General features: G+C 45.2%; 9 protein-coding genes. 6 read left to right on the top strand and 3 right to left on the bottom strand.

What is annotated here, in order from left to right:
* Positions 1–17: 17 nt before the first annotated feature.
* The 3 genes from NBH16_RS17600 to NBH16_RS17590 are packed head-to-tail and all read left to right on the top strand — an operon-like array spanning position 18 to position 3,221.
* A complete protein-coding gene (locus NBH16_RS17600) occupies positions 18–569 on the top strand; it encodes an RNA polymerase sigma factor (protein WP_005867502.1) in 552 nt (183 codons plus the stop codon).
* The gene (locus NBH16_RS17595; RefSeq protein ID WP_005867503.1) at positions 556–1,938 is read left to right on the top strand and encodes a porin family protein; all 1,383 of its coding nucleotides are present in this window, start codon (positions 556–558) and stop codon (positions 1,936–1,938) included. Before NBH16_RS17600 ends, NBH16_RS17595 begins: the two co-directional genes overlap by 14 nt.
* Before the next feature lie 20 nt (positions 1,939–1,958).
* On the top strand, positions 1,959–3,221 hold the full coding sequence (locus NBH16_RS17590; RefSeq protein ID WP_005867504.1) for an LVIVD repeat-containing protein: 1,263 nt from the start codon (positions 1,959–1,961) through the stop codon (positions 3,219–3,221).
* 19 nt (positions 3,222–3,240) lie between these two features.
* On the opposite strand, the gene NBH16_RS17585 is transcribed toward NBH16_RS17590, so the two are convergent.
* A complete protein-coding gene (locus NBH16_RS17585) occupies positions 3,241–5,604 on the bottom strand; it encodes an ABC transporter permease (protein ID WP_005867506.1) in 2,364 nt (787 codons plus the stop codon).
* A gap of 158 nt (positions 5,605–5,762) precedes the next feature.
* Here NBH16_RS17585 and NBH16_RS17580 point away from each other — a divergent pair, with 158 nt between their 5' ends.
* Together NBH16_RS17580 and NBH16_RS17575 are read left to right on the top strand one after the other, a co-directional pair.
* Complete coding sequence (locus NBH16_RS17580) at positions 5,763–6,338, top strand: response regulator (protein WP_005867508.1); 576 nt, start codon at positions 5,763–5,765, stop codon at positions 6,336–6,338.
* An 18-nt stretch (positions 6,339–6,356) separates the two neighbouring features.
* Positions 6,357–7,334, top strand: a complete 978-nt coding sequence (locus tag NBH16_RS17575; protein WP_005867510.1) for an ATP-binding protein — start codon at positions 6,357–6,359, stop codon at positions 7,332–7,334.
* Here the strand turns inward: NBH16_RS17575 and NBH16_RS17570 are convergent.
* Positions 7,331–7,663 (bottom strand): type II toxin-antitoxin system PemK/MazF family toxin, encoded by a 333-nt coding sequence (locus NBH16_RS17570; protein WP_008777861.1) that lies wholly within the window; start codon positions 7,661–7,663, stop codon positions 7,331–7,333. The two genes, NBH16_RS17575 and NBH16_RS17570, sit on opposite strands and share 4 nt — an antisense overlap.
* Before the next feature lie 315 nt (positions 7,664–7,978).
* Positions 7,979–10,678, bottom strand: coding sequence for a S9 family peptidase (locus NBH16_RS17565; protein WP_008777862.1), 2,700 nt, complete (start codon positions 10,676–10,678; stop codon positions 7,979–7,981).
* 808 nt (positions 10,679–11,486) lie between these two features.
* On the opposite strand from NBH16_RS17565, the gene NBH16_RS17560 reads away from it, so the two are divergent.
* A complete protein-coding gene (locus NBH16_RS17560; protein WP_005867514.1) occupies positions 11,487–14,651 on the top strand; it encodes a DUF6383 domain-containing protein in 3,165 nt (1,054 codons plus the stop codon).
* The last annotated feature ends 261 nt before the right edge of the window (positions 14,652–14,912 follow it).

Here is a 14,912-nt window from a genome sequence, read left to right as displayed (position 1 = left end):
AGAGAGCATAAGTACTTATGGATGAACAACTGTTAATCGATGGATGTATGCGAGGCGAATCATGGGCTCGTAAGGAATTGTACGAGCAATATGCTCCTGCTATGATGAGTGTTTGCATGCGTTACGTGGGTGACAGGGAGACGGCCCGTGATCTTCTGCAGGACGGGTTCGTGAAGATATTTACGAAGATCCGGTCGTATTCCGGCTCCGGGGCTTTCGGGGGATGGATACGGCGGATCTTTGTCACTACGGCTCTTGAATATCTCCGGTCTTCAGAGAACACGAGGCTAAGTGTAGGTCTGGACGGCTATGACGACAGTTTGGAAGATATCAACTATTCCGTATTGGACCGTTTATCGGCGGACGACTTGTTGGCTTGCGTGGCCCAATTGCCGTCGGGATATCGTACGGTCTTCAACTTATATGCGATAGAGGGATATACGCATAGCGAGATCGCCGAGATGCTGCATGTACAGGAGGCGACTTCCCGCTCCCAGTTTATCCGGGCGAGGAACGCTTTGCAAAAGAGTGTACAATCTTTAATAAGGCATGAAAATGCGGGACGATAAGGATCATAACGAACGGCTGGATGATTTCAGCGGCTATATGCGGCAGCGCTTGGAAGAGCACCGGTTACCGGTAGATACCGGCTGCTGGGATGAGGTGGAGGCCCGGATGAACCGGAGAGCGAGACCACGGGGTTGGTTGTGGACGGGAGGCTTGGTCGTCGCCGCAGTGCTGGCCTTGGTTATTTGGCTGCTACCTTCCCCGGAGAAGATGCCATTGGAGGAATTGAGCCCCTTTCAGAAAGAGATATCGGAGAAAGCGGAGGAAATGAATATTCTTTCGGAGCATCCCGTTTTACCTGTAGAGCCTGTAAAGAAACGTATGGCGAAAGTGCTGAAATGGGAAAAAAAGGCTAAGCTTTCCGCTATTGTCGGGGAAAAGGAAACGATTCGGGAGGATGAGAAGTGTGAGACTATCGAGATTATTGAGAAGGATGCGATTGCGGCTATCGTAGAAGAACCGTCTGTGAAGGAGGATGCGTCCGAGGATTCGACGGACATAGTCGTTAAGCGAGGTGAATCTACGGTTCCTCTACCGGAAGGCGAACGGAGTCCCCGACGAAAAGCCTCTTTGAAAAAGAAAGCCAAGAAGAGTAAACGGAACAAGTGGTTATTGGCCGCCGCCGTTGGCTCTAGTGGTTATGTAGATAGCTTTTTAAATACGGATATGAGTTATGGCGATGCTTCTTCTCCGGGAGATATGAATAATTCGGCAGGAAGCCCCGATCCGGATAAGCCGGATAAAGACGATGATGAAAAGGAGAGTGGTAATACGCCTCCTCAAACGGTCTCATTCCGTAATGCCCCGGTATTACGGAGTTCTAAGGTGGATGAGAACTTCTTGGATAATCGTTCGTTCGAATCTTATCCGGACGTTAGCTACTCCCTTCCGATATCATTCGGTTTTACGGTACGGAAGGATTTGAGCCGGCGTATAGCCGTGGAAAGTGGATTGATGTATACGTATTTATCCACTACATTCAAGAGGGGAGGGGATTGCCCGTCAGAGGTGAAATCGTCTTTGCATTATCTGGGTATTCCCTTGAATCTGGTGGTTTATGTATGGAAGAATCAGCGATGGAATGTCTATCTCTCCGGAGGCTTTATGATGGAGAAGGGTTTGCAGGCCGTGTATAGCGGTTATATCGCCGGAAACGGAACGACTATCTCTAAGAGCAAAAAGGAGGGCATCCACGGTATGCAATGGTCCGTGAATGCCTCGGTCGGTGCCGCTTATCGTTTCTATGGGGATTGGAGTCTCTATTTCGAGCCTCGCTTCTCCCATTATTTCGACTGTGATCAACCGGCTAGTATTCGTACAGACAAGCCGTTGGGATTTGGGTTGAGCGCAGGTATACGATATGCTTTTTAATGATTAAATCTATTATAATTATGCGGAAACTTTTTTATTGGGCGTTTGCCTTTAGCCTTTGCGTCTTAATGGGATGCAAGGATGATGGAGTGAGAGTGGAGGTCGTGCGGTATGCTATCAACGAACCGGTATTCATGTCGATCTCCGAGTTTCGGAATTCAGTGAAGGTGACGGATGAGGTGGTGCCAATCACCAAGCGGGGAAAGATCTGTTTCTATAAGGATTACCTGTATATTTCTTCCCCGGATAAGGGCATCCATATCGTGGATAACAGGAATCCGGCATCTCCCCGGATAGCGGGCTTTGTAGAGTTGATCGGTAACGAGGATCTCTCGATCAAGGATGATAAATTGTATGCGGATTCGTATGTGGATCTGGTCTGGTTCGATATCTCCGATCCGGAGAGACCTGAATTGGAAGGTCGTGTGGAGAACGCTTTCCGTTATGCGCTTCCGACCATAGAGAATGGCTATGGGTTCGATTATAATATGTGTTATTCGGAGGAAGCGAGAGCGAAAGGTGTCGTGGTCGGTTGGGAACCGAAGGAACGGGAGGAAACTATTTACCATTATCCGAGTTATGGCGGTGATCTGATGGCGAACGATGCGGCGCCGGGTACTTCCACGCAGGGAGTGAACGGATCTATGGCTCGTTTTTCTATTTATGGTAAGTACTTATATACGGTAGAACAGAATGTCATGTGCGTTTTCGACCTTTCTGGGGACAAGCCTGTCTTGACGACAAACGACATTTGGTTGCAACGTGATGTCGAGACTCTTTTCAACTATAAAGATAAGATGTTCATGGGAACTCCGACCGGCATGTTGATCTATTCGCTGGAAGATCCGCTAGCGCCTAAGTATCGTTCTTCCGTAAGTCATGTCTTTGGTTGTGATCCGGTTGTCGTGGAGGATGACTTAGCGTATGTGACCGTGCATTCCGGAAATACTTGTGGGCAAAATACCAATGAACTGATGCTCATAGACGTGAGTGATGTAGACCAACCGAACTTGCTGGTTACTTATGGCATGAAATGTCCGAAAGGATTAGGTATCGATAACGGTACTTTATTCCTCTGTGACGAAGGGTTAAAGGTCTTCAACGCGAAAGATCCTATGACCTTGATGGCTAATCAGCTTGTTCATTATGCCGGAATGGAGGGTTACGACGTAATCCCTTTCAAGAATACCTTGATGATGATCGCCGATGATGGCCTTTACCAATACGATTATTCCAATTTACAGGCGATATCTCAGTTAAGTAAATTGCCAATGGGCGAATAGAATTTAATATTCCTCTTCGCTATTCGCTTCGCAAGGTGTTTACCGGATTGCGGGATGCCGCCTTATAACTATGCCTGCTTACGGTCAGTAGCGTAACCATCAATACGATACCGCCGGACAGCAGGCATGTTCCTATGGATATGTCCACCCGATATACGAAATTCTCCAGCCAACAACTCAGCGAATACCACGTGATAGGAACGGCAATTGCGAAAGCGATCCCTACCCAGCCGATAAACCGACGATTTAATAGATACAAGATCTCCCCGGCCGTAGCCCCGTTTACCTTACGGATACCGATTTCTTTCGTACGCTGCTGGATGGCATAGAGAGCCATGCCGAATAATCCGAAGGCGGTTAGCAGGAGGCTGATGATCGAGTACATGATGAGCAAATGTGCCAGTTCGATCGTTTTTCGGTTAGATAACATAAATTCCTCGTATATATCTTGATATTCGAAAGGTACGTTGGGGTTGATCTTTTCCCATGTTTGTTGCAGTAAAGCTAGAGCCTCGGCTCTGTGCTCCTTTTTCAGTCGGACTTGGACGAGGTTATAGGGGGGAGTATGCGTTAGGTAGGTCAAGCTAGGGTAAACCTCTTGTCGTAAGGTTCCTGTATATAGATTCTCCACGATCCCTGCTATAATCGCTATCGGTTCTCCCTCCTTTTCCATCTTCCCGAATTCAGTGTCGTAAAGGCGGACAGGCTTACCCACGGGATTCTCGCCTTTGGGCACGAGCAAACGTGCGTATTGTTCGTTAATATAGACGGGTGTGCTGTATTGTTTTAGAGCCTCTCGCTCTGAGAGTCCTTGAAGAATGTTTATCTTCATAACCTTTAGGAAAGTACTATCACCTTCGTATTGGCCTAGCGTATAATTTAGTTCGTTTCCGTTTTCGTCTTTCAAGACCATTGTCCGCAAGTTGAACTGTATGATCCCGCTTTTCGAAAGGCACATCTCTTCTATGGAAGGATAACGCCGGATCTCTTCAGAGAAGGTCTGTATATGGTTCCCACTCCAGTCGGCTATTTCGATGAGATCCCGGTAACGTTCACCGCTTGTCTGAGTGAGCGTTAGTTGCTGCCGTACGATCAGCGTGGCGAATACCAGAGCTATTGAGATGGCGAATTGTAAGATGGAGAGCCCGCCTATGATTGTCCGCTTCCGGGTACCGGTGGTGAATGATTTATACTCGGAATGGGAAAGGGAGTTGATCTTATGGCTCATATATAATGAGGGGATAATGGATAGAGCTAGGATGAGTGCCACGATCACAGGTAAGACCTGTCCACTGAAGAAAAATCCCAAGGAGATACGTCCGGAAACGATCCGGTTGAAAGCCGGCAGGAAATCCAGTGTAAGTAATAAGGATAAAAAGAAAGCGATCAGCACGGTAAGGAAAGTATCCAAGAATAGCTGGCGATGGATTTGCCCAGCCGATGCTCCCATCACTTTCTGGGTGTAGATCATCTTTACCTGTTGCAAAATGCGGGAGAAACTTAGGTTGGCATAATTGAAACAGGCGATCACGAGGATTAGGATGGCCGAGAACAAACCAACGTACAGTAAGTCTTTCTGGTTTCGGTGGATATAGGGGATGTATTCTTGTGTATAGGTTTGCTCTTGGAAATAACTCTCTTGGAGGGTATAGAAATAATACTGTCCGGTTCCGTTGAAAGTAGGTACCTTATCATCCTTTAGTTTTTGAGTGAACGTATCGATGTTGAAGAGATCGTTTACCAGTAATAAGGTAGGGCCGCCATTGAATTGGGAGGTAGTGCCTGCCAATGCGTTGAACTTCAAGAATGATTGAGGGTACTCTTTGATAACGGCGGCGACCTCGTAGGTAATCGTCTCGTTCTCATAAGCGTACTTTGCCAAGAAGGTTTTACCGATAGGATCCTCGTTCCCGAAGAATATCTTCGCTTGGTATTCGGTCAACGCAATTGCGTTTGGTTGGGTTAATGCCTTGTTTATATCTCCTGCCATTACCTTGTAAGGGAAAAAGCGAGGAAAGGAGGGATCAGCTCTGACGATCGAGATTGGGTCGAAGCGCTTTTCTCCTATCGTGATGGAGGCGGCATTCTCTATGTTCAGTCGTAAATAATCCTCAACTTCCGGGTATTGGTCTTTTAGCTGCACAGGGATCGGCCCTTTAATAAAAGATACTTTCTCTCCGGAGGTCAAGGGAGAGTCTTGTGCCATATAGATGATATGCGACTTATTGGGATTATGGGCTTCTATCCTAGATTCATAAATGACGTATGAGATCAGTAGGTTGGTACAAGTGATGCCTGCCGCCAGGCTCAATAAGGAAATGACGGCGAACGTCTTGTTTCGCCACCAGCTACGGAATATAAGTTTTAGAGATATGGATTCCATGGTTTTATCTGTTTGTTGGTTCAAAGCTATCCGGTTGCGTGGAATATGGCAAATAAAATCGGAGGAAACGATCGTAAAGAACTGGATTTGTCTAAATATTGGACACTGAGACCCGGGAAAAGATCGTATCTTTGCGTACGAAAAAAAGAGGAGGCTTAATGCGTGACGCGAAGATTATAGTCGTAGATGACAATGAGGCGATATTGAGAAGTCTGCGGACGGTCTTGTCCCATGAGTTTAAGACGATCGTTACCGTATCATCTCCCGTATTATTGCCTGCCCTTTTGCGGAATGGAGATGTGGATTTGGTTTTACTGGATATGAACTTCGGCACTGGAAAGCAAGGCGGAGGGGAAGGACTTTTCTGGTTGGATCGTATCTTGGAGCTTAAGAATCCTCCGGCCGTTATCTTGATAACCGCTTTTGGGGATATCGAGTTGGCTGTATCTTCCCTTAAAAAGGGAGCCACGGACTTTATCGTGAAACCTTGGGATAACGAGAATTTGATTCAAGCACTTACCCACGTCTTGGAACGTCGTGCGGAATCAGATGAGAGAGAGATTTCCTCTGTGGCAGAATCTCTAGTCTCCCATCCTTGTACGTTGGAGGATATGGAGCGGCAGTTTATCGCCGAGGTATTGAAAGAAAAGAAAGGGAACCTGACGCTTGTGGCTCAACAATTGGATATTAGCCGCCAGACCCTTTATAATAAGATGCGGAAATACGGGTTGTAGATTATAAGGAGAGTAACCATGGTTAACCGGAATTTATACCTGAAGATTATAGGGAGCGTTTCCTTAATCGTACTTTTTGCGTTACTTGGATCTGTATTGTTGATAACCGGTATTTCTTATTTTTTATCCTTTGTATGTCTGTGTGTTATCCTGTTGATAACTCTGTTGCTAATCCAGTGGATAAACGGTACAAATCGTAAGATCGCTATTTTCTTCGAGTCGGTTCGTAATGGGAATACAACTTTGCGATACCCGGATAAAACGAATGATCCCTTTGTAAAGGACTTATATGCGGAAATGAATCGGATTATCCTCCTATTCAGTCAAAACCAGAATGAGATGGAAGAGAAGCGCTTGTATTACGAGAGCATCTTGCGGGTACTGACGCATGAGATTCGTAATTCGATTACGCCAATCCGTTCCTTATCTGCTGATCTGTTGAAATATTCCGATACATATACTCCGGAGCAATTACGGGAAGGTTTGGAGGTTATTCATGGGCAAGCGAAAAATCTATCCGCTTTCTTGGATTCCTACCATCGTCTGACGCATCTTCCGGAGCCGGAAAGAACCGAGGTGCCTATAACCTCTTTATTTCGGAAGATGGAACGGTTGTTGTGTGCCGAGGCGGGTAGCGACCGTATTCGTTTCTCCTCTGCGGAAGCTTTAACGGTACATGCGGACCAAAACTTGATTGTGCTGGCTCTGATTAACTTGATCCGTAACGCATTACAGGCGATAGAGGGGCAAGCGGATGCCATCGTCTCCGTAGAAGCCTTGGAGGCTGATGGTAGGGTATATATAACTATAACAGACAATGGCCCCGGCATTTCTCCGGAACTATTGTCTGCTATTTTTACGCCTTTTTTCTCTACGAAGTCCGGTGGTAGCGGCATCGGTCTCAGTATCTCCCACCGCATAATGCGATTGCATGGCGGCGATTTAACCGTTGATTCCTTGCCTGGTGTCCGTACCGAGTTTCGTATGACGTTCTAGAATATGACTTTCTTGATTTTTTCAACAATCAAGTTGAAAGGCTCGGCTTTTACATGGCTGCATATTCTCACAACGTCTCGTTTTGTGTAACCTCCTATTAATTGGCAAATAACGAAGCTTTTCTTTGTTAAGTTTTTTGTTAGCATAGAGTCTTCTAAAGGAAATGTATATTGTGGATTATAGTTTTTGGAAGATATCATAGCTAGGTAAAAGAAATCTTCAGCTGCTTGCAAATCATCGTTTGAGATGACGATAGCCATGTGAGGTTTGGTTATTCCATTAGGAAATAGATAATTGACTTCTACAACATCTCGTTGATGTATTTTCATTCGATGAGATATTTGGATATATATGCTGCCATGGATTGTCTGGAATGGGCTAGAAATAAATCTTTCTCATTCATAGGACTGAAAGGTTGGCTATCGCTTTTCCTTTGGTTGGAAATGTTGTGTTTAGCCATCTTGGGCGACGAAACATTTCTAGTTGGTCTGGTTTTTGTCGTTCTCATATCTTTTGTTTTTATGTTATTGGCAAATATACGTATTTATTTCAAAAGATCTCCTGTTTAAATGGAAAAAGAGATTATGGCTAAAGCTTATGGTATAACTATCGCTTTGGCCATAATCTCTTATAAGATTGTCTGATCAATACCCCAACTCAAATGGTTGCTCTACGGCAGGTACGCCTTCGGACATCCATTTAGGCATTTTATCGTTCTTTAGGTAATGGTTGAAGAATTGGAACATGCGGCGTTGGAAATCGATGCGGTTTGCCATATGCATCGGCCAATGCGGTTCGCCTGTATAATTCAGTAACCAGCAAGGTTTACCTAACCGTTTCATGGCAACGAAATACTCGATACCTTGGTACCAAGGCACATGGCCGTCGGCATCGTTGTGCATGATCAATATTGGGGTCTGCACCTTATCCATCGTGAACAACGGCGAGTTTTCCAGATAACGAAGTGGAGAACTCCATGGCGTAGCTCCTAAACGGCTTTGTGTATGCTCGTATTGGAAAGAGCGGGCCATGCCGGAACCCCAACGGATACCGCCATAAGCGCTAAACATATTTACGACAGGCGCCCCAGACTCGATAGCGGAGAATAAATTCGTGCGAGTCGCTAAATAAGCTACTTGGTAACCTCCCCAGCTATGTCCTTGCGCACCGATCCCTTTTTCGTCGATATATCCTTTGGCGATCATCATGGTGATACCCGGCATCAAGCAGTTATAGCAGCTTTCTCCCGGATAACCATCTACATAGCGAATGTCCGGGTTGAAGATGACATATTCGTTGCTATTGTATAAGTGATAATCGATCGTAGAACGATGCGGTTCCGGCATACGGTAATTATATAAAGTCTCCGAATTCCGCTCGTAGAAGTTTACCATCATCGGGTACTTCTTGTTCGGATCAAAATTCGCCGGCTTATAAACGACACCTTCCAGTGGACGGCCGTCCAAGGAAATCCATGATACCAACTCGGCGGTACCCCAGATAAAACCTTCCTGCTGTTTGTCTCCATGCGTCAATTGCACGGATTTCTTGAACGCCAAGGTCGAATAGTGGATATCCGGGTATTGCTGGAAGGTTTCCATCGTATAGATCACGTCATCCGTATTCTTCGCCTTGTTGATAGATCGCAGCATATAATTACCCGCCAGCAAAGTCTTCGGGGCGGCAGGAGCAGAGAGGCGTGCGTTGTAGAATCCGTATCCTTTTGTGGCCTCGTTGAATCCTTTTAATAATTGCGGTTTGCCGAGGTCGATAAAGCGAGCCTCTTTATCCAGTTGTTCCAAGCGGTAGGAAAGTTTCTCCTTCCTTCCGTTCACGGTCAGGTTGATCGGTGGGGTGGCTGCGGTCGGATCGAATTTCCAGATGTCGTAACGATCATAGATCAAGAGATTTTGATCGTTCGCGGTCCAGCCGGCGGCTCCATGCGCATAAGGATAATCGGGAACGTCGTTCTCCTCGTCCCAAGCCGGAAAGCTTTCCGGAGTGGTTAGGCGATATTGCTTACCTTCCGCCAAGGCGATCGTGTACCAGCAGCTATCCGTCTCGCCATACCAATATGCATATTTACCTTGTGGGGAGAGGCGGAAACGGCCATAATCCGCTTGGGCGATTTGCTTGCGCTCCCCGTTATCCAACGATACGGTATAATAGTCGCTGCGTGTGCGGGCCTCCCACATGGAAGACAAAGAATAGGGACGGGAAGTGGAAAGGAGCGCCAAGGGTGCGTCACCCTCATTACCCAATTGGATATTCGGTAATTCCTCATTCGCCAATTGGAAGATAGAGCCGTTGCCCAGATTATAAACCGCTTGATAGCTTTTCCTTAAGTCTTTTTCCTTGTTATAATTCTGTACGGTATATTGTACGGGCTCATCCCAACTCCAAACCTGTACGTTCGGACGATTCTCGGCTAGTTGGGTCGTGTCTTTTTGCCTCGGCTCCGGTGAGGTACCGAAGAACAGACGGGAAGCGGATTTCGAGAATTGAAGCATCCCGTTCTCATTGATTACCCATTCAGCGGGGAAAGCCCTGTTTCCACGGGTGGCGATTTCTTTCGCGGGAGCGTTATGTTCGGATAGCCATAAGCTTAACGCTTTGTAAGAAGAATCTTTGTCGGCGCAATATAAGAAAGCCAGCCGTTCTCCTTTCTCGTCGAACGTGGTTTGTTTGAATACGCCTTTTCCCTCTTTGATGAGCGCCGGACTTCCTTTCTCCGGATTCAAGGTGAATATACCTGCTTCTCCTTCCGCCGCGCTCGTGTAATATAGCATACCGCTTTTCTTGGCGAATTGGAAATCCGTTACGGTCGGGAACTGGAAGGTCTTGCTTCCATCCAGCGAACGGACGTACAAAGTGGAGTCCTTCCGGCCTCTTTGATAAGCGATCCAATCTGCCTCGTCCGCTAATTTGAAGGTTTTGAGGGAGTCTATCGTCTCCTTTTTACCGGCGACGGAATAGATTACCAAGGTGTTCATCGGCATCTTGTCCTCTTTCGTCTTCAATACTTTCAGGGAATCTACCGTAGACTTTCCGGGTGTTTGCGTGACAACCAGATAACCCGAGGAAGCGGAGAACGCGAACTTATCGGCCGGAGAAAAAGTGGCGGTCTCTTGCCCTTGGGCCGCATACAAATAAACGGTAGCGTCACCTTCCCAAGGTTCCATCTTGCAAGCTACCCATTTTCCGTTGTCCGAGATCTCCCGGTCCGTGATTCGTTGCCAAGTGACTAGGTCATCGATTGTCAAGCTTTTAGAGGCGTTTTGTGCGAAGGCCGGGGAAAGACTTCCCAGACATGCTACAAAAGCCAAGTACTTTAAGTGTCTCATCGTGGTTGTATATTGATTTTGAAGCAAAGATAATGGCTTTATCAGAATCTTTATTGCTTTTGACCGGAATTTGCTTCTGGAAAAACACGTACGTGTTTCCGAGAAAACATGTACGTGTTTTTTGTAAAAGTCGTACGTGTTTTCTGGATAAGGTAATGGCGTTTTTAATGTATTGATTATCAGTGTCCTTTTTGAGCGTTCTAATGATCGCAGTTATAAGCGGCTTACAATGGGCATTATAAAGGTGTTACAATGCCTATTGTAAAGACCTTATAATGGGCATTGTGGTGATAGGAAATTCCTTTGGTCAACGGTAGGAAAAAAGGTTTGTAAGTGGTTAGTTATTCACTTCCCAAGCCGTAAGTTATTCACTAGGTATAGCCGTAAGTTATTCACTCGACAAGCCGTTAGTTATTCACTTGGGAGACCCAAAACAGGGCAGTTTATATTGAATATGTTATTTATTGTAGGAAGATTTTTAGTAAGCCTTTATTCAATGTACGCACGTACATTATATTATATACATGAAAATGAACGGTGAAAACGATCGTTTAGATTAGTCTTTTGCAAAGGTACGCGTTTCTTTGACACTTGCAACCCTTCCTTGCTATTTTTTTTGCCCCTTATCGGCTTTCTTATCAATAGAATAGAAACAACCGATTCGGCAGACGAACCTCTCTTTTTCCTCCTTTAAAAACGCAAGATCTAAACGATCGTTTAAACTAGTCGTTTCGGTATAGACGAAGGATGATTAAGGATTTGATAGATATTCAATTAACACTATTATTAATATTTAAATTTTCGATTTATGAACAGAAAGATTTCTACATTGTTTACGGCGGGTCTGCTGATGGCGGGTTCGTTGTGCGGTAGTGCTTGGGCGCAAAGTTCTATTCAGCAATTGGCTGGCTTTGTGAATGGACAGGGGACGTTTACCGCAACGCCTGCTACGGAATTGAAGGCTGGACACCAGTATGTATTTGTTAATGATCAGACGAATAATGAGGCTTATGGTCATGAGCTATCGGGTAGCACCATTACAGAGTCTACGATAGGATTATCTACGCCTCTTGCTGATAATGATGATGTTAAACAGTATGTTTGGACTGTTGGCATAACTGAATCTCCGAAAGGCTTCTTCTCTTACAATTTTACGAATGTTGAGACAGGAAAGCTTTTAAGGGTTAATGTCGGCTTTACGGCTATAGAGAAAAACACGAAAGTAGAGGATAAGAATACGAATAAGGATTTCGTATTTGATGGATCTTCTGTTTCTGCTCTTACGGGAGGTGCATATTCTGGCACGAATAACAATTTGTATATTTATTCATCTTCTACTCCTCTCAACGGCTTGAATTGGGGTAGTAATGTGTCAACAGTATCTACGACGATTGCGGCTCCGATCTTTTACGAGGTTAAGTCTGAGTTGTTGACGAATTCAGAGGAATTGAACGCATTGTACAATACATCTGGTTTCTCTTTCGTTTCTAAACGTCTTAAAGATCAAGGTGAAGAACCTATCGGTAACTTGTTTAACGACAAAATGGTGGTAGCTCGTTATTTGGCTCGCCCAATTACGATTGATGCTACACAATACCCGGGGTATTCAGGATCTTCTTCAGACTTGCAGATTCCTGCCGGTATGTACTTCTTTACGAAAAATGCTCCAGCTTTAGATAATAGTGACCAAGTGGTTAGGGACTATAATGCGTGGTTGAACGCTACGGTTTTGGTTGCAAGCTCTACAGAGACAATGGAGGGAACGAACGCCGGACGTGCGAATGGTGATGGTTTCTCTTTGGTAGAGAAGGAAATTGGTGACTTGAACCTGTATGTAGGAACAGGTGCGGCTTGGAAGACACAAGGTGACGAGATTTCTATCCATAACGCTTGTTTCCGTGTTCAAAAGAGTTACGTGGAATCTTATCCGTATGAGTTGAATCTGGATCGTTTCCGTTTCAGAATACAAGGTAGCAAGGCCGATCATAAGGATGCTCAAATCAAGTTGGAGATTTTGCAGCATAATGATAATTTCTACTTGACTACGATCTCTAACACTTCAGACAAGACGGATAAGTTCATCTTTAAGTTGGGCGTTGCCGGTACGAAGAAAGGTATCGAGTTGTTGAACAAGGAGGCTAAGGCAGCTGTTTATACGATCCGTGTATTGAGCGGTAAGCAAGGGGATGTGAAGAGCGTATATGGAAAATATTTGACTTCTGCGGTCGATAATGGTAGTTTTGAGCTTGTCGCAAAAGCGAAGGTGTTGTCACAGACAGAGACTCCGGCTTATCAATGGATGATTACAAGCGTGGATGATACTTATAAGATCACTTTCACGAATCGTGAGACAGGTGATCATTTCCTTACGACATTGTTCCCTAAAACAGATTTGGGTGAGAATGTATATGAGACAGCTGTTCCTTCAACTCGGGATATCACTCCTATCTATGTTGATGAGAATACCTACCGTGAGACTGCTTCGACTCAGACCGTAGAGTTTAAGCGTCTGTTAGTGGAGTTGACGAAAGTAGAAGAAGTTGATCCATACGCAGGTTTCTTGAACGTAGATGACCAGACTTTGGTAACAATGGCTTTCGCTCGCGACAACAACGTGACTTCCAATAAATGGTATACCGCTGTTACAAAAGACAATAATAGTAATGTCTACAAATTGAATGCTGATGGTAAGTTCGCCAACAGCGTATCCGATGCCGCTCAATGGCAATTGATCAAAGACGAGGCTCCGAAGACGATCATCGAGAGTAGCTTCGTTTACAATAGAGGTAACCACGTGACCGTACAGGCTAAGGGCGATAAAGGCTATGCTTATGCTTATCAATTGCGCTATATCAATGATGGTATAGAGACTAATGCCTATTTCCCGCAAGGTACAGATACTAGTACCCATGTTAACGGTGCAGACGTTATGGCTACGGCAGATGCGGCTAAGTTCGTTATTAAACAAGCTGCTGATGGCTCTGTTTATTTGATTCCTGTATCAAGTACGAATGCGAATGTTACAACTGTATTTGGCAAGACTACGAAATCAGTAGTAGCTGTTAAGTATAACAATGACGAGTATGTGTATACAACTCCATCCGTAGTTTATGCATTGCCGGGTAATAATCAAGACATGACATTAAAGACTTACTTGATCGAGGAAGCTCCGGAAATCAGCTATCCCGCTAAGAATGGCCATATCTCATTGGTAAGCGAGTTAGGCAACTATATCTCCTTGAACGAGAACCAAGAGGGTATCGTAGTGAATAATGAGCAATACTCATTCTATTTGCGCGTAACCGATACGAAAGCGATCGTTCCTTCTTTCTATATCTCTAAGGGTACGGAAGATCCTAATAGAAGCTTGTTCTTGTTCAATCCGAAGGATTCTGTGGACTATTATGTAGCGGACGGTATGTACGACAAGAAATATGAATGGGCTGAAAAAGCTACTAAGGCTATCTTCAAGTCTGCTTCTATCGAGGCAAACAACGATACGATCTCTACGGTAGTAAAGGGTAAGGAAGTGAAAGTTGCGAAAAATGCTGACGACGAAGGCGTATTAGGCGGCTTGGATAACTTCAAGGTTCAGATTATCCAATGCGCTGACGATGAGGGTATGTATGTGATCCGTTCCGTTAAGGAGAAAGATCGTTACTTATATGGCCTCAACGACAAATTGGCTTGGGGTACTGATAAGAATAGCGCCATGAAGTTCACGATCACTGCTGGTGATCCTACTTCCAACGAGTCTGTAGCTGATGGCGCTGCCGGTGTTAAGGTAATAGGTGGCAATGGTATCGTAGAGATCCAAGGCGCAGCCGGTAAGAAGGTGGTTATCTCTAATATCTTAGGTAAGGTAGTAGCCGAGACTATTCTTGCTTCCGACAACGCTACGATCGCTGTTCCTGCTGGAATCATCGCAGTAGCCGTAGAAGGCGAGAACGCTGTTAAGACAATAGTTAAATAAAAATATAATGACGATATTAAGTTCCCGTGAGGGCCTCGGCCCAAGTATCCCGTGAGGGCGAACAAGCGGGAATGGATTAATATTAATACTAAAGTAATAAATTAAAGTTCATCCCTTAGTACTTCCGTGAGGAAGGAAAGCGGGAAAAGAATTAGCCCCGGTCGTTTATTCGATCGGGGCTTACTTTTGGGGAATCCACAGAAGAGAAAAAGACGGACTAATAAAAGACCGGCAACAAAGGTCACTAAAGTTTGCCGGGAG

Source organism: Parabacteroides sp. Y3-G-102 (assembly GCF_023656845.1).
Lineage (GTDB): Bacteria > Bacteroidota > Bacteroidia > Bacteroidales > Tannerellaceae > Parabacteroides > Parabacteroides distasonis.
Note: the sequence above shows the minus strand (reverse complement) of the source record. Positions and strands in the feature narration are given on the sequence as shown.

What these genes read in the sequence shown, in the direction of transcription:
- NBH16_RS17600 (WP_005867502.1), top strand. Translation starts at nt 18, where the DNA reads ATGGATGAACAACTGTTAATCGATGGATGTATGCGAGGCGAATCATGG.
- NBH16_RS17595 (WP_005867503.1), top strand. Translation starts at nt 556, where the DNA reads ATGCGGGACGATAAGGATCATAACGAACGGCTGGATGATTTCAGCGGC.
- NBH16_RS17590 (WP_005867504.1), top strand. Translation starts at nt 1,959, where the DNA reads ATGCGGAAACTTTTTTATTGGGCGTTTGCCTTTAGCCTTTGCGTCTTA.
- NBH16_RS17585 (WP_005867506.1), bottom strand. Translation starts at nt 5,604, where the DNA reads ATGGAATCCATATCTCTAAAACTTATATTCCGTAGCTGGTGGCGAAAC.
- NBH16_RS17580 (WP_005867508.1), top strand. Translation starts at nt 5,763, where the DNA reads ATGCGTGACGCGAAGATTATAGTCGTAGATGACAATGAGGCGATATTG.
- NBH16_RS17575 (WP_005867510.1), top strand. Translation starts at nt 6,357, where the DNA reads ATGGTTAACCGGAATTTATACCTGAAGATTATAGGGAGCGTTTCCTTA.
- NBH16_RS17570 (WP_008777861.1), bottom strand. Translation starts at nt 7,663, where the DNA reads ATGAAAATACATCAACGAGATGTTGTAGAAGTCAATTATCTATTTCCT.
- NBH16_RS17565 (WP_008777862.1), bottom strand. Translation starts at nt 10,678, where the DNA reads ATGAGACACTTAAAGTACTTGGCTTTTGTAGCATGTCTGGGAAGTCTT.
- NBH16_RS17560 (WP_005867514.1), top strand. Translation starts at nt 11,487, where the DNA reads ATGAACAGAAAGATTTCTACATTGTTTACGGCGGGTCTGCTGATGGCG.